This window comes from Streptomyces sp. NRRL S-87, assembly GCF_000719335.1.
Lineage (GTDB): Bacteria > Actinomycetota > Actinomycetes > Streptomycetales > Streptomycetaceae > Streptomyces.
The window spans coordinates 116,377-135,444 of the sequence record NZ_JOGB01000008.1 but is presented as its reverse complement, the minus strand read 5'-3'; the positions used below and the strand labels follow the sequence as shown (position 1 = coordinate 135,444).

At 71.5% G+C, this 19,068-nt stretch carries 21 protein-coding genes and 3 pseudogenes; 10 read left to right on the top strand and 14 right to left on the bottom strand.

Annotated elements, in window-relative coordinates; genetic code table 11:
* The 9 genes from IF43_RS0107475 to IF43_RS0107440 form a co-directional block, all read right to left on the bottom strand.
* A partial coding sequence (locus tag IF43_RS0107475; protein WP_037887566.1) for a phosphoadenosine phosphosulfate reductase family protein occupies nucleotides 1–450 on the bottom strand: 450 nt, incomplete at its 3' end.
* Complete coding sequence (gene cysC / locus IF43_RS0107470) at nucleotides 447–992, bottom strand: adenylyl-sulfate kinase (RefSeq protein WP_030195739.1); 546 nt, start codon at nucleotides 990–992, stop codon at nucleotides 447–449. The genes cysC and IF43_RS0107475, both read right to left, overlap by 4 nt.
* Before the next feature lie 23 nt (nucleotides 993–1,015).
* On the bottom strand, nucleotides 1,016–1,717 hold the full coding sequence (locus IF43_RS0107465) for a phosphoadenylyl-sulfate reductase (protein WP_030195736.1): 702 nt from the start codon (nucleotides 1,715–1,717) through the stop codon (nucleotides 1,016–1,018).
* Nucleotides 1,714–1,893: a hypothetical protein gene (locus IF43_RS0107460; protein ID WP_030195734.1), complete on the bottom strand. Its 180-nt coding sequence runs from the start codon at nucleotides 1,891–1,893 to the stop codon at nucleotides 1,714–1,716. The genes IF43_RS0107465 and IF43_RS0107460 overlap by 4 nt, the downstream gene beginning before the upstream one ends.
* Nucleotides 1,890–3,587 (bottom strand): nitrite/sulfite reductase, encoded by a 1,698-nt coding sequence (locus IF43_RS0107455; protein WP_030195728.1) that lies wholly within the window; start codon nucleotides 3,585–3,587, stop codon nucleotides 1,890–1,892. Before IF43_RS0107455 ends, IF43_RS0107460 begins: the two co-directional genes overlap by 4 nt.
* A 201-nt stretch (nucleotides 3,588–3,788) precedes the next feature.
* Nucleotides 3,789–3,872 (bottom strand): putative leader peptide, encoded by an 84-nt coding sequence (locus IF43_RS43825; RefSeq protein ID WP_369405183.1) that lies wholly within the window; start codon nucleotides 3,870–3,872, stop codon nucleotides 3,789–3,791.
* A gap of 140 nt (nucleotides 3,873–4,012) precedes the next feature.
* The gene (locus IF43_RS0107450) at nucleotides 4,013–4,573 is read right to left on the bottom strand and encodes a GNAT family N-acetyltransferase (RefSeq protein WP_030195726.1); all 561 of its coding nucleotides are present in this window, start codon (nucleotides 4,571–4,573) and stop codon (nucleotides 4,013–4,015) included.
* Between the two features lie 13 nt (nucleotides 4,574–4,586).
* Nucleotides 4,587–5,873 (bottom strand): GAF domain-containing protein, encoded by a 1,287-nt coding sequence (locus IF43_RS0107445; protein WP_051794838.1) that lies wholly within the window; start codon nucleotides 5,871–5,873, stop codon nucleotides 4,587–4,589.
* Between the two features lie 246 nt (nucleotides 5,874–6,119).
* On the bottom strand, nucleotides 6,120–7,760 hold the full coding sequence (locus IF43_RS0107440) for an acyl-CoA dehydrogenase family protein (protein WP_030195720.1): 1,641 nt from the start codon (nucleotides 7,758–7,760) through the stop codon (nucleotides 6,120–6,122).
* A 17-nt stretch (nucleotides 7,761–7,777) separates the two neighbouring features.
* Here IF43_RS0107440 and IF43_RS0107435 point away from each other — a divergent pair, with 17 nt between their 5' ends.
* The gene (locus IF43_RS0107435) at nucleotides 7,778–8,923 is read left to right on the top strand and encodes a YihY/virulence factor BrkB family protein (protein WP_078909966.1); all 1,146 of its coding nucleotides are present in this window, start codon (nucleotides 7,778–7,780) and stop codon (nucleotides 8,921–8,923) included.
* Between the two features lie 51 nt (nucleotides 8,924–8,974).
* On the top strand, nucleotides 8,975–9,712 hold the full coding sequence (locus IF43_RS0107430; protein WP_030195716.1) for a helix-turn-helix domain-containing protein: 738 nt from the start codon (nucleotides 8,975–8,977) through the stop codon (nucleotides 9,710–9,712).
* Here the strand turns inward: IF43_RS0107430 and IF43_RS0107425 are convergent.
* Nucleotides 9,640–10,074, bottom strand: a complete 435-nt coding sequence (locus IF43_RS0107425) for a VOC family protein (RefSeq protein WP_030195713.1) — start codon at nucleotides 10,072–10,074, stop codon at nucleotides 9,640–9,642. The genes IF43_RS0107430 and IF43_RS0107425 overlap by 73 nt on opposite strands.
* A gap of 391 nt (nucleotides 10,075–10,465) precedes the next feature.
* Between IF43_RS0107425 and IF43_RS0107420 the strand changes: the two are divergent.
* The 8 genes and pseudogenes from IF43_RS0107420 to IF43_RS0107390 form a co-directional block, all read left to right on the top strand.
* Nucleotides 10,466–10,990: pseudogene (locus IF43_RS0107420) on the top strand (hypothetical protein); the annotation flags it as partial.
* A 76-nt stretch (nucleotides 10,991–11,066) separates the two neighbouring features.
* Nucleotides 11,067–11,576, top strand: a pseudogene (locus IF43_RS43820) (recombinase family protein); the annotation flags it as partial.
* 94 nt (nucleotides 11,577–11,670) lie between these two features.
* Nucleotides 11,671–11,832, top strand: a pseudogene (locus IF43_RS43385) (recombinase family protein); the annotation flags it as partial.
* A gap of 165 nt (nucleotides 11,833–11,997) precedes the next feature.
* Nucleotides 11,998–12,663 (top strand): zinc ribbon domain-containing protein, encoded by a 666-nt coding sequence (locus IF43_RS42430; RefSeq protein ID WP_267884729.1) that lies wholly within the window; start codon nucleotides 11,998–12,000, stop codon nucleotides 12,661–12,663.
* A 191-nt stretch (nucleotides 12,664–12,854) separates the two neighbouring features.
* Nucleotides 12,855–13,178 (top strand): hypothetical protein, encoded by a 324-nt coding sequence (locus tag IF43_RS0107405; protein ID WP_030195703.1) that lies wholly within the window; start codon nucleotides 12,855–12,857, stop codon nucleotides 13,176–13,178.
* Entirely contained in the window at nucleotides 13,175–13,546 is a 372-nt protein-coding gene (locus IF43_RS0107400; RefSeq protein WP_030195699.1) for a hypothetical protein, read from the top strand. The genes IF43_RS0107405 and IF43_RS0107400 overlap by 4 nt, the downstream gene beginning before the upstream one ends.
* The gene (locus tag IF43_RS0107395; RefSeq protein WP_030195696.1) at nucleotides 13,546–13,731 is read left to right on the top strand and encodes a hypothetical protein; all 186 of its coding nucleotides are present in this window, start codon (nucleotides 13,546–13,548) and stop codon (nucleotides 13,729–13,731) included. Before IF43_RS0107400 ends, IF43_RS0107395 begins: the two co-directional genes overlap by 1 nt.
* 173 nt (nucleotides 13,732–13,904) lie before the next feature.
* Nucleotides 13,905–14,294 carry a hypothetical protein gene (locus tag IF43_RS0107390; protein ID WP_030195694.1) on the top strand — a complete coding sequence of 130 codons (390 nt, stop codon included), beginning with the start codon at nucleotides 13,905–13,907 and terminating at the stop codon, nucleotides 14,292–14,294.
* Between the two features lie 953 nt (nucleotides 14,295–15,247).
* Here IF43_RS0107390 and IF43_RS0107385 read toward each other — a convergent pair.
* The 4 genes from IF43_RS0107385 to IF43_RS0107370 all read right to left on the bottom strand — a co-directional run bounded on the left by IF43_RS0107385 (nucleotide 15,248) and on the right by IF43_RS0107370 (nucleotide 19,048).
* A complete protein-coding gene (locus IF43_RS0107385; RefSeq protein ID WP_030195693.1) occupies nucleotides 15,248–16,138 on the bottom strand; it encodes an HEXXH motif-containing putative peptide modification protein in 891 nt (296 codons plus the stop codon).
* 57 nt (nucleotides 16,139–16,195) lie between these two features.
* Nucleotides 16,196–16,357, bottom strand: coding sequence for a hypothetical protein (locus IF43_RS41465; protein WP_158718651.1), 162 nt, complete (start codon nucleotides 16,355–16,357; stop codon nucleotides 16,196–16,198).
* 91 nt (nucleotides 16,358–16,448) lie between these two features.
* Nucleotides 16,449–17,168: a 2OG-Fe(II) oxygenase gene (locus IF43_RS0107375; RefSeq protein ID WP_030195691.1), complete on the bottom strand. Its 720-nt coding sequence runs from the start codon at nucleotides 17,166–17,168 to the stop codon at nucleotides 16,449–16,451.
* On the bottom strand, nucleotides 17,165–19,048 hold the full coding sequence (locus tag IF43_RS0107370) for a radical SAM protein (protein WP_030195689.1): 1,884 nt from the start codon (nucleotides 19,046–19,048) through the stop codon (nucleotides 17,165–17,167). The genes IF43_RS0107375 and IF43_RS0107370 overlap by 4 nt, the downstream gene beginning before the upstream one ends.
* Nucleotides 19,049–19,068 lie beyond the last annotated feature (20 nt).

Genomic DNA, 19,068 nt, shown 5'->3' with positions numbered 1-19,068 from the left:
GTCGCGGCGGCCGCCGCCGAAGACGGCGTCGAAGCGGTGCTGCTGGATCGCCTCGGTCAGCGGGACGGTCTGCAGCGGGTTGCGGACGCCGTCGGGGCGTTCCTTGAGCTTGCCGGCGTCGATGTAGTCCTGGACGGAGGCGACGTGCAGGCGCAGGTTGTGCTCGGCGACGATGCGGTCGCGGTAGGCGAGGACCTCGGGGAAGTTGTGCCCGGTGTCGACGTGCAGCAGCGAGAACGGCACCGGAGCCGGCGCGAACGCCTTGAGCGCCAGGTGCAGCATGACGATCGAGTCCTTGCCACCGGAGAAGAGGATCACCGGCTTCTCGAACTCGCCCGCCACCTCGCGGAAGATGTGGATCGCCTCGGACTCCAGCGCGTCCAGGTGCGACAGGGCGTACGGCGCGTCCGCGTCGGCGGTCGTGTCGTGCGTGTGCGCGGCGGTGGTCATGCCAGCCCCTTCTCGGTGAGCAGCGTGAACAGCGACGCCGCGGACTCCTGGACGGTCTGGGTGTGCGACTCGATGCGCAGGTCGGGGGCCTCCGGGGCCTCGTACGGGTCGTCCACGCCCGTGAGGCCGGAGATCTCGCCGGCCGCCTGCTTGGCGTACAGGCCCTTCACGTCGCGCTCGGAGCACACCTCGACCGGGGTCGCCACGTGCACCTCGAGGTACGCCGTCCCGGCCGCGGCGTGGCGCTTGGCGACGGCCTCCCGGCTGTCCGTGTACGGCGCGATCACCGGGACCAGCGCCTTGACGCCGTTGCTCGCGAGCAGCTCGGCCACGAAGCCGATCCGCTGCACGTTGGTGTGCCGGTCCTCGCGGGTGAAGCCCAGGCCCGCCGACAGGAACTCGCGGATCTCGTCGCCGTCGAGCACCTCCACGCGGTGGCCCTCGCCGCGCAGCCGCTCGGCCAGCGCGTACGCGATCGTGGTCTTGCCCGCGCTCGGCAGACCGGTCAGCCACACGGTGGCGCCCTGGTCCGTCACGCTCATCTGCTTCTCCGTACGTTCCGTCATCAGCCGTGCAGCCCGCACTCGGTCTTGGCCCGTCCCGCCCAGCGGCCGGCCCGCGCGTCCTCGCCCTCCGCCACGCGGCGGGTGCAGGGGGCGCAGCCGACCGAGGCGTAGCCGTCCATCAGCAGGGGGTTGGTGAGGACCCCGTGGTCGCCGATGTAGGCGTCCACGTCGTCCTGGGTCCAGCGGGCGATCGGCGAGATCTTGACCTTCTGCCGCTTCTCGTCCCAGCCGACCACCGGGGTGTTCGCCCGGGTCGGGGACTCGTCGCGACGCAGCCCCGTCGCCCACGCGTCGTAGCCGGTCAGGCCCTCTTCCAGCGGCTTGACCTTGCGCAGCGCGCAGCACAGGTCCGGGTCGCGGTCGTGCAGCTTCGGGCCGTACTCGGCGTCCTGCTCGGCGACCGTCTGCCGCGGGGTGAGGGTGATGACCTTGACGTCCATCACGGCCGCGACCGCCTCGGAGGTGCCGATGGTCTCCTCGAAGTGGTAGCCGGTGTCGAGGAACACCACGTCCACGCCCGGGAAGGCCCGGGACGCCAGGTGCGCGACGACCGCGTCCTCCATCGAGGAGGTGACGCAGAAGCGCGGCCCGAACGTCTCCTTCGCCCAGGTGAGGATCTCCAGCGCGGAGGCGTCCTCGAGGTCGCGGCCCGCCTGCTCGGCCAGTTCCTTGAGTGCCTGCGCGTCCTGAACGGTGGTCATATCGAGTCCCCTCCTGCGGAGTTGCCCTGGAAGCCGCGGGCCAGCAGCCCGAGGTACTTCAGCTGGAAAGCCCGGTTGCACCCCCGGCATTCCCAGGCTCCGTGGCCCTGCTCGCTCGGGAACAGGTCCTCCTCGCCGCAGTACGGGCAGTAGAAGGGGGCGGCGCGCTCGCTCACGACAGGGCCTCCTCGGAGGCCCGGCCCACCCACTGGGCGAACCGCTCGCCGTCGGTGCGCTCCGCCTCGAAGCGCTTGACGACCCGCTCGACGTAGTCCGGCAGCTCGGCGGAGGTGACCTTCAGGCCGCGGACCTTCCGGCCGAAACCCGCGTCCAGCCCCAGGGCACCGCCCAGGTGCACCTGGAAGCCCTCGACCTGGTTGCCGTCGTCGTCGAGGACCAGCTGGCCCTTGAGACCGATGTCCGCCACCTGGATACGGGCGCACGCGTTGGGGCAGCCGTTGATGTTGATCGTCAGCGGCTGGTCGAACTCCGGCAGGCGGCGCTCCAGCTCCTCGATCAGGCTCTGGCCGCGGCCCTTGGTGTCGACGATCGCCAGCTTGCAGAACTCGATACCGGTGCAGGCCATCGTGCCGCGCCGGAACGGGGACGGCTTGACCCGCAGGTCCAGCGCCTCCAGGGCGGCCGTCAGCGACTCGACCTGGTCCTCGGTCACGTCGAGCACGAGCATCTTCTGCTCGGCGGTGGTGCGCACCCGGCCGGAGCCGTGCCGCTCGGCGACGTCCGCGATCTTCGTCAGGGTGGCGCCGTCGACCCGGCCGACGCGCGGGGCGAAGCCCACGTAGAAGCGGCCGTCCTTCTGGCGGTGCACGCCGACGTGGTCGCGCCAGGTCTGCACGGGCTGCTCGGGCGCGGGGCCGTCGGTCAGCTTCCGCCCGAGGTACTCGTCCTCCAGGATCTGGCGGAACTTCTCCGCCCCCCAGTCGGCGACCAGGAACTTCAGGCGGGCGCGGTTGCGCAGCCGCCGGTAGCCGTAGTCGCGGAAGATCGAGATGACGCCCTCGTACACGTCCGGGACCTCGTCGAGCGAGACCCAGGTGCCCAGGCGGACGCCGAGCTTGGGGTTGGTCGAGAGGCCGCCGCCGACCCAGACGTCGAAGCCGGGGCCGTGCTCGGGGTGGTTCACGCCGACGAAGGCGATGTCGTTGATCTCGTGGGCCACGTCCAGCAGGGGCGAGCCCGAGACCGCGGACTTGAACTTGCGGGGCAGGTTGGAGAAGTCCTTGTTGCCCACGATGCGGCGGTAGATCTCCTCGATGGCGGGGGTGCCGTCGATGATCTCGTCCTCGGCGATGCCGGCGACCGGCGAGCCGAGGATCACGCGCGGGGTGTCGCCGCAGGCCTCGGTGGTGGACAGGCCGACCGCCTCCAGGCGGTTCCAGATCTCCGGCACGTCCTCGATGCGGATCCAGTGGTACTGCACGTTCTGGCGGTCGGTGATGTCGGCCGTGCCGCGCGCGAACTCCTGCGAGATCTCACCGATGACGCGCAGCTGCTCGGTGGTCAGCCGGCCGCCGTCGATGCGGACGCGGAGCATGAAGTACTCGTCGTCCAGCTCCTCCGGCTCCAGGATCGCGGTCTTGCCGCCGTCGATCCCGGGCTTGCGCTGGGTGTACAGACCCCACCAGCGCATGCGTCCGCGCAGGTCGTTGGGGTCGATCGAGTCGAATCCGGCCTTGGAGTAGATCGTCTCAATGCGTGTCCGCACATTGAGACCGTCGTCGTCCTTCTTGAACTGCTCGTTGCCGTTGAGGGGCGTGAAGTGGCCACGGGCCCACTGGCCCTCGCCGCGGTGGCGCGTGGTCTTGCGGCGCGCGGTGGCGGGGGTGGGGGTCTCGGGGTTGGCGGCCATGTCGATTCGTCCTTCTGTGGCGGTCAGGGCACGGGGGCAGGTGTCGGCGGCATGTCCCCATTACTGCGGTGACCTGCGCAAATGTGCGCGGGTGCGGCAAAGTGGGTCCCCGCTGCGGTGTGCGGGGGCCCTCTTCGGCCCTAGGGGGATTCGGCGCGTCCGCGGCGACGGGGACGGCGAGATGCGGCGTGGCTGGTTCTGTCAGCGCGCCGTACAGATGGCGCTGGATACGCGGCCGAGGTCGACGTGTCGTCGACTCACCAAGGCAATTCCAGCTCCAGTCATGGCGGAAGCCTGGCACGCAGCACTTGGAGGAGTCCACTAGCGTCCGTAATGTGGACTCGATCGTCTCGAAATGCGGGACGCTGTGGTGTGGGTCACCCGCGGACCCGCCGGCCGGCCGGCCGGCGGGCCGTTCCGCGGTGTCAGGCGCCCGGCCAGGGGCCGGGGGTCGGTGTCTCCGCCTTCTCCTCCGTCTCGGTCCTGAAGACGCGGAAGCCGCGGCGCCGGTAGTTGTCCATGGCCGTCGGGCCGTCCTGGCTGCAGGTGTGCACCCACACCCGGCGGGTGGCCTCCCGGCCCGGCCAGCGGTCCGCCAGGTCCCACGCCCGGGCCGTGCCGAACGTCAGCAGGTGACCGCCGATGCGCCGGCCCCGGAACGCCGGCAGCAGGCCGAAGTACATGATCTCCACGACCCCGTCGTCCTGCGGGTCCAGCTCGACGTACCCCGCGGGCGTGCCGCGGTCGTACGCCACCCAGGTCTCCACCCCCGGCCGCTCCAGCTGCTTGCGCCAGTCCTCGTACGACAGCGAGAGGCGGTCCGTCCAGTGGATGTCCTGTCCCACGGACGCGTACAGGAAGCGGCTGAACTCGGGCGAGGGCACCTCGGCCCGCACGATCGTGATCTCGCCGCCGGGTTCGGCGGCCGGGACCAGGTCGGCGGGCGAGGTCTGCTCCAGTGACCAGGTGGTGAGAGTGATGCTCATGCCTGCCAGGGAATCACAGCCTCCGTTCGGCGCCCGTACGGGCCCTGACCACGGCCGGGGCCGTGGAATGGGGAAGCAGGTCCGAGGGGTCCGGCGGCAGGAGCACCTCCACCTCCACACCCTCGGCGAAGCGGTACGGGCGGTGCGCCAGCACGCCGGCGAGATGCCGTCTCACCCGCGACATCTCCGCACGGACGGTCACCGTCCGGGTGGCGTCCCCGAAGATCTCCTGCGCCAGCTCGGCGGCCGTCCGCCCGCCCCCGTGCGCCTCGGCACCGGGCCCGCCCCCGTCACGGGCCCGCGCCAACAGGAACAGCAGCTCCGCGTGGCGCGGGCTGAGCTCCTGCGTCCAGCTGCCGGCGGCCCCGGACACCGTGGCCGACCAGCGCCGCGGCCGGCCCAGGTCCAGCACCACGCGGCCGACCTCGCCCGCGGTACGGGCCTCCGCGACCCGGACCAGCCAGCCGCCCGGCAGCGCCTCCACCACGCAGTCGCCCAGTGCCGGCAGCCACACCGGCCCCGGGCCGCACGACTTCGGCAGCACCACCCGCTCCGGCGGCGCCATGCCCGTCACCGCCGCCGTCCAGCCCAGGCCGTCCACGGCCAGCGCCCGCCCCGGCAGCCGCGCCAGCAGCGGCGCCGCCACCGCCCGCAGCCCCTCCAGGGACCGCAGGTGCCGCACGCGCAGCTCGGTCTCCGCCAGCCGCGCCACCGAGGAGACCCAGGCCAGCGTGGCCGGGTGCATCGTGGCCAGCGGTCCGCTGACGTCCACCACCCCCAGCAGCCGGCCGTCGCGCGGATCGTGCACGGGCGCGCCGGCGCACGTCCAGTCGTGGTGGCTGGAGACGAAGTGCTCGGCCGAGAACACCTGCACCGGCCGCCGTGCCACCAGGGCCGTGCCGACCCCGTTGGTGCCGACCACCGACTCGTCCCAGTCCGCCCCCACCTCGAAGCCCAGCCGGTCGGCCTTCTTCAGGATCGAGGCGTGGCCCTCCCGCCACAGCAGCCGGCCCTCGGCGTCCGAGACGACCATGATGTGCAGGGTCTCGTCGAGCGCGGGCAGCAGGCCCTCGCGCAGCACCGGCAGCACCTCGCGCAGGGGTGAGTCGTGCCGCCGCCGCTCCGTCTCGGCCAGCGAGAGCATGCGCGAGCGGGCGTCCCGGTCCGGGTGCACCCCGCCCGCCAGCATCCGCCGCCAGGACGCGGCGATCTCCGGGCGCGGTGCCGTCGGCGGCGCGTGCCCCGAGAGCGCGGCGGCCCGTATGCCCTTGAGCAGGCGTGCGGCCTGCCGCGAGTCCATGGCCGCCAGCCGGGCCAGGTCGACAGCGGTGTCGGTCACCGGATCCTCCCCGTACTGAACCGGATGCCCCAAAGGGTTGCAACCGTTTGCAACTCTCGCCAAGTCCCGGTCACCCGACCGAAACTGTGCGCGACGCCGCCCAGCGGCGTCTGCAGCTCCTCCTCGGGGCCTAGTGACGGGGGTGGTGCCGAGTCGGCGCGGCGCCACCCCGTCCGCATGCCGGTACGGGCGTCCCAAGACGAGCCCCTAGCGGTCCAGCGGGATCCGGGCCCGGTCCACCACCGCCCCCAGGTCCAGCGTGTGCGGCAGCGTCCCGAACGACGCCCCCCGGTCCCCGCCCAGCCGGGAGGCGCAGAACGCGTCCGCCACTGCCGGCGGCGCCCACCGCACCAGCAGCGCGCCCTGCAGCACCAGCGCCATCCGCTCCGCCAGCCGCCGCGCCCGCGCCTCGATGCCCTCCAGGTCCGCCAGTTCGGTCAGCACGCCCCTGATGGCCGCGTCCAGCCGGTGGTCGGCGCCCCGCGCCCGGCCCACCTCCTGCAGGAACGCGTTCAGGGCCGCCGGCTCCCGCTGCAGCACCCGCAGCACGTCCAGCGCCTGCACGTTGCCCGAGCCCTCCCAGATCGAGTTCAGCGGCGACTCGCGCAGCAGCCGCGGCATGCCGGACTCCTCCACGTACCCGTTGCCGCCCAGGCACTCCAGCGCCTCCGCCACCATCGGCGTGCACCGCTTGGTCACCCAGAACTTCGCCACCGGCACCGCGAGCCGCGCGAACGCCCGCTCCGCGTCCGTGTCCGCGTCGTACGCCGCCGCCAGCCGCAGCGCCAGCACCGTCGCCGCCTCCGACTCCAGCGCCAGGTCCGCCAGCACGTTGCGCATCAGCGGCTTGTCGACCAGCTTCCCGCCGAACGCCTCCCGGTACGTGGCGTGGTGCACGGCCTGCACCAGCGCCTGCCGCATCGCGGACGCCGCCCCGGTCACGCAGTCCAGCCGGGTCGCCGCCACCATCCCGATGACGGTCCGCACCCCGCGCCCGGGCTCGCCCACCCGCTGCGCCCAGGTGTCCTCGAACTCCACCTCGGCCGAGGCGTTCGACCGGTTGCCCAGCTTGTCCTTGAGCCGCTGGATCGCGAACGGGTTGCGCGTCCCGTCCGCCAGCACCCGCGGCACCAGGAAGCACGTCAGCCCCTCGGGTGCCTGAGCCAGGACCAGGAAGCCGTCACTCATCGGCGCCGAGCAGAACCACTTGTGCCCGGTCAGCAGGTACTCGCCCGACGCGTCCAGCGGCACCGCCGCCGTCGTGTTGGCCCGTACGTCGCTGCCGCCCTGCTTCTCGGTCATCGCCATGCCGACCAGCGCCCCCGTCTTGCGCGCCACCGGCCGCAGCTCCTGGTCGTACACGCGCGAGGCGAGCAGCGGCTCCCACTGCGCCGCCAGCCCCGGCTCCGCGCGCAGCGCCGGCACGGCCGCGTGGGTCATGGACACCGGGCAGCCGTGCCCCGCCTCCACCTGCGACCACAGGTAGAAACCGGCCGCCCGGCGCAGGTGCCCGCCCGGCCGCCCCCAGGCGTCGGTCAGCCCCTCCGACCGGGCCCGGCCCAGCAACCGGTGCCAGGAGGGGTGGAACTCCACCTCGTCGATGCGGTGGCCGTAGCGGTCGTGGGTGCGCAGCCGGGGCGGGTTCTCGTTCGCCAGCCGCCCCCACTCCTGGCACTGCCCGGAGCCGGTCGCGCGGCCGATCCCGCCGAGATCCGCCCGCACCTCCTCCAGCAGGTCCGGGTCGAGGTGCCGGGCCACCCCCTCGACGAGGGCTGGGTCCGAACCGAAAGCGTCGTACCCGGTCAGGGGCGGAGCCTGATTGGTCACGGTGTGGGTGCTCGCTGCCATGCCGATACGGTAAGGACGTGCAGCCGGCAAACGAAACACCCGAGCCCCCACCGGGGCGGCTCCACAGGGCACGCGCCCTGTACCGCAACGTCTCCAAACGCAAGATGGCCTGGCTGCTGCTCAAGGACACGGTCAACTCGTGCATCGAGTACCGCATCCTCGGGCTCGCCGCCGAGGCGGCCTTCTTCACCCTGCTGTCCCTGCCGCCGCTGTTCCTCGGCCTGATCGGCCTGCTCGGCTACGTCGACGGCTGGACCGACACCCACACGGTCGCGAGCATCGAGGAGAACATCCTGCGGGCGGTCGGCACCGTATTGTCCGACCGGGGCGTCAACGACGTCGCCAAACCGTTGCTCGACGACGTCACCCGGCGCGGCCGCCCCGACATCATCTCGCTCGGCTTCGCCTTCGCCCTGTGGTCGGGTTCGCGCGCCGTCAACGTCTTCATCGACACCATCACCGTCATGTACGGCCTCGACGGCGAGCGCGGCATCGTCAAGACGCGGCTGCTCGCCTTCGGCCTGTACGTCGTCGCGCTCCTGATCGGCGCCGTGGTGCTGCCCCTGATGGTGGTCGGGCCGGACGCGGTCGTCCGCATCGTCCCGTGGGGGACCGAGGTCATCAGCGTCCTGTACTGGCCCACGGTCACGGTGCTGTCGATCGCCTTCCTGACGACGCTCTACCACGTGTCCGTACCGGTGCGCTCACCGTGGATCGAGGACGTGCCGGGCGCGCTCGTCGCCCTCGCGATGTGGGTGCTCGGCAGCTTCCTGCTCCGGATCTACCTCACCAACACGGTCGAGGGCCCGACCATCTACGGTTCGCTGGCCGCGCCCGTGGCCGTCCTGCTGTGGATCGGCATCTCGGCCTTCGCCGTGCTCGTCGGGGCCGCGGTCAACGCGGCCATCGACCGGGTCTGGCCCTCGGTGGCCACCGCGGCCGCCCGCGAGGCGGCCGAGCGGGCCCGGGAGGCGGAGGCCGCCCAGCTCGTGGCCCGCGCGGCGGCCTGGCGGGCCATGGCCGAGGGCGAGTCCGAGGACGACGAGGACGGCGGCGACATGCCGTCGGAGTTCCCCGAGCGCTGGTCGAAGTTCCTGCCCCCGGAAGACGTCCAGGGGCGGCTGCGCAGCCGCGAGAACCACCACCACCAGCGTCCGCACTGACCGGTCCCGCCCCGGAGACACCGCGCCGCGCGTCGCCGCTAGCGTGGAGGCGTGTACGAGGAACGGGCCTCCCGCGCGGTGCCGGGCGCGGTGCTGTGGACCGCCGAGCCGGTGCCGGGGCGCGCCGCGCCCGTGCTGCCCGACGGGTGCATGGACCTGATCTGGGCCGACGGCGGGCTGTGGGTCGCGGGCCCGGACACCCGCCCGCACACCACCGGGGACGTCCCGGCCGCCCGGTTCGCCGGGCTCCGGTTCGCGCCCGGAACGCTGCCCGCGCTGCTCGGCGTACCGGCGTACGAGCTGGTCGACCGCCGGGTCCCGCTCGCCGAGTTGCGCCCGGTCCGCCCCGGACCCGGCTTCGCGACCGACCCCGCAGGGGCCCTGGAGGACCTGGCGGCACGGCTGGCCGCCGACGCGCCGCCGCCCGACGCGCTGACCGGGGCGGTCGTGGCGAGCCTGGCGGCCGGGCGCAGCGTCGCCGGCACCGCCGCCGCGGTCGGCCTCGGCGCCCGCCAGCTGCACCGCCGCTCGCTGGCGGCGTTCGGTTACGGGCCCAAGACGCTGGCCCGGGTGCTGCGGCTGCGCCGGGCCCTGGCCCTGGCCCGGTCCGGCATGCCGGCCGCCGCGGTCGCGCACGCCGTCGGCTGCGCCGACCAGGCCCATCTGGCGCGCGAGGTGCGCGAGCTGGCGGGGACGACGCTGGGCGCGTACACCGCTCAGGGCGTGCCGGTCCGGAGCGGGGCGAAGAGGGAGACGCCGGTGCCGTCCGGGTCGCGGAGGACCGCGTAGCGCTGGCCCCAGAACGCGTCCCAGGGCTTGAGGTGGCCCTCGTGGCCGGCGGCGGTGAGCTCCTCGTACAGCGCGTCCACCGCGGCCGGCGAGGCGCACCGGAAGGCCAGCTCGCACCGGCCGCCGCTGCCGGCCGGGGGCCGGGTCCAGGACGGGTCGAAGGAGCGGACCACCTGCTCGGTGTCCCAGGCGAGCCGCAGCCCGCCCGGCAGCTCCGCCTCCACGTGCGGCTCGGCGTCGGCCTCCGGCGGGAGAGCGAGGCCGAGGAGGCGGTAGAAGGCGAGCGAGGCGGCCATGTCGGAGACCACCAGGCCGACCAGGTCCAGGCGGGGAGCGGGGAACGGAGTGCGGGAATCGGTCATGCGGCCATGGTGGCGGCCGGGCCGGCCGGGCGTCTTGAAGGAAACGGTCACGGGCGGCCGGCCCCCGGTGAGGCGGCCGCCCCACCGGGGGAAACCGCTGGTCGGGGACGTGCGGAAAATGAATTGACGGCGGTGCGCGGGGGAGGGTTATGGTTCATGCGTACTCAGGGGGCGAGACGCTCCCCGAGGGCCGTTCGTGGTGAACGGCCGTACGTGGACATGGGACTGACCCATGGGATCGACCAGGAGGTGGACTTCGATGATTGCCGTCGAGCGAGGCGCTGCCCGCATTCAGAAGCTGATCATTGCCACCTCCGTGGCCGCCGGCTGACTCCTTCCTCTTCGCGCGCCGTGTCGCGCACCGCCGGGGCCACCCTTCGAAGGGTCTCCCTTGTCTCTCTCCTCCCCGCAGGACCGCTCCACCTCTTCGCTCCTTTCCTTCCCCCCGTCCACGTCGCGCGCCTCCTCCGTCGCCTCCGGTGACGGCGCCGGTGACGCCGACGCGGCGGCCGCCGCGCTCGTCCCGTACGGCTGGGACGCGGACTGGGCCACCGCCTTCGCCCCGTACGCCGCCGAAGGCCTCGTACCGGGCCGGGTGGTCCGGGTCGACCGCGGCCAGTGCGACGTCGTCACCCCCCACGGGCTCGTCCGGGCGGACACCGCGTTCGTCACCCCCCACGACCCGCTCCGGGTGATCTGCACCGGTGACTGGGCGGCCGTGGAGCCGCACGGCACCCCCCGGTACGTCCGGACCTGCCTCGACCGGCGCACCGCCTTCGTCCGCTCCACCTCCTCGAAGCGCTCCGAGGGCCAGATCCTCGCGGCCAACGTCGACCACGCGATCGTCGCGGTCTCGCTCGCCGTCGAACTGGACCTCGGCCGCATCGAACGCTTCCTGGCCCTGGCCTGGGAGAGCGCCGCGTAGTACACACCAGCTCTCACCTGCACAGATGCCGTTTGGAGCGGCCGGATCTGTGAGGTAGGAGGGCACTATGGCGAAGAAGACGGCAGAGGAGTTCCGGGACGGTTCTCCCGAGGAGCTGGCGGGGAAGGCACCGGAGGACCTGGTCGACCTCTACCTGCGCCGCAGCAAGAAGAGGGAGACCGTCGAGACGCTCAAGCAGCACGCGCGTGACCTGCGCCATGAGATGCACAGGCAGGGGCTCACCGTCCGCAGGGTCTGGCTGGAGCAGCGGAGCGCTTCCAAGCAGCACGTGCGACGAGAGAAGCTCGAAGGTGCGATGGCCGCCGTCATGGACGGCGAGATCAAGACGCTCGCCGTCTGGAAGACGGACCGCTTCGACCGACGGGGCATGGCTGCCATAGGCACGGCTCTGGACGAGTTCGACCGCCGGCAGGCACGGCTCTTCGTACTCCAGGAACGCCTGGACTCCAGCCAGCCAGGCACCCGCATCGTCTTCGCGATCCTGGCCGAACGCGCTCGCGAGGAGATCAAGGACCTCACCCTCCGGGTGACGACCGGAAAGAACGCGGCACGCACCGCCGGCCGGTGGCCAGGCGGTCGCACCCCGTACGGCGTCCGTTCCCCCAGGGGATCGGGACACATCGAAACCGGACCCCGCCGAGTACCCGCACGCCCGCCGCATCGCGGACGAGCTGCTGGCCGGGAAGTCCGCGATGCGCGTCGCCCACGACCTGGAACGGGACGGTATACGGACGCGCGACGGCGCCCGCTGGGACGCCCGAGCGATCACGCGCATGGTGCGCTCCACGGCATGGGCCGGCCTGCTGCCGACCAAGGACAGGCGGTTCGACGAGCACGGCCAGCCCCTCGACGTCTGGGTGCCCTCGGCCGAGCCCGTGCGGGACGCCGAAGGCAACCCGGTGGTGATCGGGACCGGTGTCGTCAGCCCGGGGGAGCGGCTCCGGATCCTCGCGCTGATCGAAGCGCGCGTCACCAAGATGGGTGGGGGATCACGCGGGAAACGCCCGCACACCACCTTTCTCGGAGGCATCTTCTCCTGCCCGTACTGCGGTAAGGGCATGACCGGCAGTGGCAGCGGCAGCGCCCGCGGCCTCATGTACCGGTGCCGTACCCGATCGGCGTACGGCAAGGACGCCTGCCCCGGTGTGGTGGTCCGAGCGCCGCGTATGGACGCGGCGGTCGAGGCGATGTGGCTGAGTCATGTCTTGGCTCTCGAACACGGATCCCCGGGCCTCGACGCCATCGTCCGACGTTGGGCGGTCTTCCACGACGTGGAGAAGGAACAGCGCCGCAAGGAGGTCATGGCTGGCCTCGACGCGGCGAGGGCACGCCGCGACAAACTGGAACACGACTTCTACGTCGAAGGCATGCTGTCCGAAGACCGGTTCAAGACATTGGCGGCCGAGCAGTCGGCGGTGATCGAGTCACTCGACCTCGAAGCGGCCGAACTCGCACGGGAAGCCGACCTCTCTGTCTTCTTCGCGGACGGCGAGGCACTGGCGGACGCGTGGGCGGAGTCGACGCTCGCGGACCGGCGCATGCTCCTGGGCTGCGTCCTGAAGTCGTTGACGATCGTTCCCGCACGGTTCCCTGGGGACCGCACCCCGATTCTCGGCCGGGTCGTTCCCCAGTGGGTCGCCTGACGTATTTCGCGATGCTGTGATCCCGGAACAGGGAAAAGTCCTCGACACAGTCCCCATCGTTCGGGTGGACGAGATCTTTACCGCCGCCCCCCAAGCCGCGCTCGGGGCCTGCCACTCCAGCAGGTTGTCCTACGATCGGCCTCGGCCGCCTTACGGTGGCCGGGCCCTCGTCGTCTCGGAAGGAACGCGCATTGACCACGCACACCCTCACCATCAACGGCGAGAAGGTGACCATCACCCAGGAGAGTGTCCTTCTGGTCGCCGCCGACGCTCGCCCGAACGTTCGTCCCCGACGCCACGGCGTCCTCATCGGCTCCGTGCTCTGGGCGCCTAAGGACCTGCTGCGGACCGTCATCGGCAACGACGACCTCGGGAACGTCGACTCCCCGCGCGCCATGAAGGCGTTCGACAACCTCGGCTTCCAGACGTTCACCGAGACTGTCTATACCGCAGACGGACTTCCCTTCGTCCACCCCGAAAACCAGCTCCGCACACAGGAGGGCGTGCGACCGTGACCAGCCCAACCACCACGTCCGTCTACGCCTCCCTGGTCGCCGCGATCGAGGAGAAGAACGGAGTCCTCCAGGTCGACGTCCGCCGCCTGCGGGACATCCTCGGAGCCGGCCGCACCGGCAGCACGGTCGCCCGCACCATCGAGACCGAACTCGCCCGCGCGGGCATCCTGCACTTCCCGCCAACCATCCCCACCAGCCAGGACCGGCGCGTCGTCCTGTGCACCAACCCGATGGTGAAGATAGTGATCGAGAACCTCCGCGCTGCTGACGTCGAAGAACCGACAGACGCGCACATCACGAAGGCGCAGGTGACGCTCGAACTCATCGCAGCCGCGTTCAGCCCCGGCCAGAAGACCGAGGAGGTGTGATGACCGACCCGAACACCGACACCTGCCCCATCCCCGTGGATGCGAACCGCACCTGCGGCGCCACCCTCCGCTGGGAGGTCACCCCCGAGCGCGACGTCGAGCCCTACGTCGCCTGCGGCCAGCACATCACCGCACCCATCACGCGCTCGGGTGAACTTGTGCCGTTCACCGCCCGGCCAATCTGAGCACCGCAGCTGGCCGTTGCAGCGGACGCGACCAACGGGCTGCCCAACGGCCGCTCCGCCATGCTCGCGGCCTGAACCTGGCCACATCGAGCCTGGGGCCGGCCTGTCCCTGCCGACCGGCGACGGGCTCGTCTCCGGAGGCACCCCTTGGACCACACGACCAGGAGGAACCAGTGTCATACCCGGAACCGCTCACCCCCGAGGAGAGACTTGCCGACGCGAAGAGGCTGTTGAGCCTCCCTCGTGTCGTCGTGATCTGCGGCTCCACCCGCTTCATAACCGAGATGACCGAGGCCGATCTGCGGGAGACCAAAGCCGGAAAGATTGTCGTCAAACCGGGTTGCGACATGAAGTCACCGCACGAACTCTGGTCCGATCCCGTCGAGGCCGAGGCGCTGAAGGTTCGACTCGACGATCTGCACCGGGCGAAGATCCGGCTCGCTGATGAGGTGCTCGTAGTCGGCGACTACATCGGAGACAGCACCCGAGCCGAAATCGCCTACGCCCGGTCGCTGGGCATGCCCGTGCGGTTCACGCACCCCGAAGTCGACCCTGACGCCTGACCTGCAGGCTGCCACCTCGTCAACCAGAGCTGGCAGCCTGCCGCCTGACCGTCTCGCGGTGGCTTCGGCCGCCGCCCACCCCACAGCCTCCGCAGGCATCCCCTGGAATTGATCATCCAGTGCGGGGCCCGCAGGCTTCGATCAGCCCCACAGCTCCGGGTCCTCGTCCGGGTCGTGTCCCTCGAACGCGTCGAAGTCGCCAGGCTCGATGAGGTCTCCGGCCGCGTTGACGTACGGCCTGGAGGAAGGCGACGGCCGTTCCTTGGGGTGCAGGCTTTCCCGCAGAGCTTGCCGCCGGCGTTCCCGCAGCGCTTCGAACCGCGCCCCGCAACTCCGCCTTCTCGTCGTCCGGAACGCGCCTCAGGGGCGCCTCATCCTCAGCCATGTGCCGGACCCTATCGGTGGGATCTGAGCCCCGTCCTCCACGATCCGGGCATGGCCACTTCGCAGGAACTGGGCCAGAAGCGGAGCAGATGCAACACCGGCGCGTTAGGCGAAATCCCCAGGCGACTTGCCCAGCCTCCACGTGGACGGTTTGTGGGACCGCATGGTCTCCTGTGCCGCAGCGTCGGAGCGCTCTTCCCGCTCAGCTCTGCGTGCCGCACGACGCTCCTTTGCACGTTCCGCCTGCCGCTTCGTCGTACGACGGCTCGCCGAGGGGGACGGCACCACCGCCCCGGGCGAGGAGCCGGCACCGCAGATGGAAGAGCACGTTGGTCTTACCGCCGCGCTCGGTGCTCTCACCCTCACGGATAGGGCCGTGACAGGCCGGGCAGACCGGACCACCCGTCAAGGTGCGGCGCTGCTGCTCCTCAGGGAAGGCGCTGGGGGGCAACGCCTCTCAGTACCTCCGGGGTGCGTCCCATGCACTCTCCCTCGAACTCGGTGAACCGGCCACGTAGGGGTCGGGTGGCCCGCCGGGACACTGTCGAGCTCTGGTCAGCCCGCCGGTGCTACCCCGGTAGTACGGCTTCGTTGACGGCGCGGCTGACGCGATCACGGAGCGCGTCAGCGGGGACGTATGAGAGTGCCTCAGCCAGCGAATCGAATGCCGAGGCGAACTGGCTCTCTTGCTGGCGCAGGTGGGCGTTAAGGAAGGAAGCCACAGCACCCGTGGCGCCGTAGCGGGCCCGCCGCGCATACAGCACTGTGAGGGAGAAGGCCCAGCAGGCATGCAGGAAGCCGTATAACGGACGAGGGGTTCCTCGCCAGGGAGAGAAGAAGGTGACGTCGGCGGGGAGGCTGACGTCGTGCGCGGTCAGGGCGTCGTTGAGCCAGTTGTGGGCGGCTTCGTGGATGAGGTCGCGGGTCAGGACCTCGGGGTGCGCGGTGTAGTCGGTGAAGACTGTGCCCGGCAGGCGGGTGATGGCCCAGCTGTGGAGGGTCTCGTCGAGTCGGCGGCGGTTGAGCAGGCAGATGACTGGGGCGTGCTGGGTGAGCAGGGTGCCGAAGCCGTGCTCGGTCGCGGAGGTGAGGGCGGCACGAACGAGGCCATGGGCCTCGGGAGGGGCAGGGCTGGTGTCGGGGCCGACGAGGTAGTACGCGGTTTCGGAGATCTCCGAGCGGAGCAGGTCCACGGGGGGTGGGCTGAGCACGATGTGCGGGCCGGCCGACAGGTGGGTCAGGTCTCGCACCGTCGTACGGCGGTGCCAGGCGAGGCGGTCCGCGTCCCGGGCGCGCGCCGCGTGTTCGGCGCCTTCGAGCAGGTGGTGGGCCACGGCGTAGTCGAGGGCGGACGAGCCGAGACGGTTGCCGAGTACGGAGGCGATACGGCTGGTCCGTTGGCGCTGGTGGTCGGCGATACCGTCGAGGGCGACCAGGGCTTCCGGGGAGAGAGCGCTCATCTGGGGCTCCGGGAGTGGAACGGGGCCGGACCGGGACGGGCCCGGCCCCGTGGCGGGTCAGGACTCGGTCGTGGGCTCAGCGGCGTCGGGCTGCACCGTGGTGGCCAGCCAGGTCTCGGTGGCCGCGTTGGAGGTGTGCGCGGTGGTGCGCACGGGGTCGCTGTCACGCAGGGACGCGACCGCCTCCAGGAACTCGTCGAACGTCTTGTCGTCTGCCACTGCTCGCTCTCTCCTCAGGTCGGGGCGGTGGGTCGGGGCGAAGGGCTGGTGGCGGGCGGGCCGCGGGGGCCGGTCACGGATGCATGGCTCCTTACTCGGAGACGAAGAGCGTCAGGAACTTGCGAACGCGGCCGGCGCGGACCGGTTCGGTGCCGTGGACGAGCTGGCTGCCGAAGACCAAGAGAGTGCCGGGAGCGGGTGCGACGCTCCATCGGGTGCGGGGCATGGCGCGAAACCAGGGGGAGGACATGTCCGTTCCGTCGTGTGCGAAGCGCATCCCCGGGGCGTAACCCGACTCGGTCGGCGCCTCGTCGGTGGTCCAGGCCTCGCCGCTGCCCGTGGTCTCCACGTAGAACGCCCCGCCTGTGTCCTGGATGTCCGTGAGCGTGACCGTCGCGGCGGCGATCTGCCGAGGACGGGTGAGGGGATCGGGGGCGATGCCGTCCGCATGCGGGGTGATGTACTGGCCGACCCCGTACTCGAGGTAGATCCACGGCCGGTGGCCGGTGACCGACGGCAGGGTGCGCGTGACGGCGGCCATGTGGAGCTTGAGGGCCTGGTCGAGGAGGGCGGTCGCCTGGTACGGGATGTCGGTCATCTCGATCCGGCCGGCCGGCTCGTAGACGTCCTGAGCCTCGGCGGGGGAGTGACCGGGGATCTCGTGGATGGTCGTATGGCGGCCCGCGCCGTACCGGTCGCGGCCGAGGGAGCCGAGCGCGTCGTCCATGACGTCGTTGAGGCGCTCGATCTCGTTCGGCTTGAGGAAGCTCTCCACGGTCCGGATGGACAGCGTCTCGGCGATGTGGATCACTGCTCGCCTCCATCGCTGGAGTGGGCTTCGCCCGCGCAGACACAGAGGGTGGACGGCGGGGCAGAGGCGGCTTCGGCCAGGGCCTCCGTGAGTACGTGCACGGCCTCGGTGAGGTCCTCGAAGTACTCGGCAGGCGTGGTGCCGGCAGAGGGTATGAGATGGAGGTCGAGCGTCGGATACACCCGGCCGGTGGTGCGGCACGTGAGCTCGTTGCGGCCGAGGACCAGCGAACACGCTCCGGGCAGGGAGGACTCGGCTCGGCCGGCGGCGCGGCACAGGCGCGCCGCTGTTCGCGCGTACTCGGCGCGGTCGCGCGGCAGGATGCCGACCGAGAGGAACCGGGGCTCGGCTGAGGGGAGGTCGGCGTAGGCGTGGCCCTGGCAGCTGTCATAGGTGACGGTGTTCCAGCCCGCGGTGAGCACGTCGACGACCGGGCGGACGCCGGGCTCGATGCCCTCGTACCACTGGGGGTGCCGCGGGTCGAGATCGTCCGCCTCGTGGATGCCGGGGAGGCCGACCGTGTTGATGTTGCCGTGGGCGCTTACCTGGAGGCGTGCTGCCGGGCGCGGTACGGCGGGGTCATCCCAGCGGGCCAGGAACGCCACGACGTGGTGCATGTCGTTGGGGCGGACGGGACGCCAGCGTAGCCGGGAACAGGAGGCACCGGGCGGGAGATCCGGCTGGGCGAGCAGGGTGGCGACGCCGTCGATCAGGCGCATGCGGTGGTCGCAGTACGCGTCTTCGTCGCCCGCGGCGGCGAAGCGGAGGCGGACCGCCGGGCAGCCCGCGCCGCAGGTGTCGCGGTAGTCGCATGTCGTGCACTTCGTGACCAGGGAGCGTACCTGCCGGAGCAGGGGAGAGCTGCCTTGGGCGCCGGCCACGTCCGCCTCAGCGTGTACTTCACCGAGCGCGGCCAAGCCGGCCTGCGGCCAGGGCAGCTCGTCGCAGCTTCCCAAGCGGTCATCGGGATAAAGGGTGAGGACGTGGTTGCACTTCAAGTCGGAGAAGTGACAGGAACGGGTTTGTAGACCCCTCAGGCGGCGGATGACGGAGACGACGGGCTCCAGCTTGACGCGGTGGAACAGGCCGTCGGCGACCCAGTGGTGGGCGGCTTCCAGCACGAAGTCGGCGTACTGGCCCGGCGTGACGGCCCAGGCCGGGCCGGTGGGGCCGATGGCCCGTCGCTGGAGTGCCCGGCTGGTCGGCGTACGGGATCCCGCCACAGTGGTCGACCGGGTGACCGCCGCGTCGAAGCACGGCACCAGGCTGACCGTCGTCACGGAGGAAAAGGAGGCGAGGTGCTCCATGACCTCGGAGGCTCGGCCGAGGACGTACGGGGTGACGGCGCAGATGACGCCGACGCGACGTTCCCGACGGCCGAGAAGTTCCAGGGCTTCGACCACTCGGGGGTACGTGGGCTGGCCGTCGTAACCGACACGCCACGAGTTCCCGAGCGCGTCCCCGTCGAGGGAGAGACCGATCTCCAGCTGGGGGTAGTGCCGCTCGAACAGGTCCAGCCAGGCGTCGTCGAGCTGGAGGCCGTTGGTCTGGAGGCTCACGCGGATGACGTTCGGCTGTGCGGCGAGCGCGTCCAGGATCTCCGCGATCCGTTCCCGGCCGGCGGTCAGGGGCTCCCCGCCGTGGAGTTCGACGCTGAGCGGACGCCCGGAGAAGATCGAACCGAGGCGGTGGACCTGTTCTGCGCTGATCCGGGCGCCGCCCGGTGACTCCTTGCGCTTCTCGAAGCAGTACAGGCAGTCGATGTCGCAGGTCTCCCCGCGGAGCTTGAGGATGACGGAGACGGCCGTGTCCGGCCCGGTGCTCGACAGCGGGGCGTAGAGACTCTCCAGGTCGATGGAGGCGGTGCGGGTGACGGGCATCAGAGGACTCCGGAGGAGGA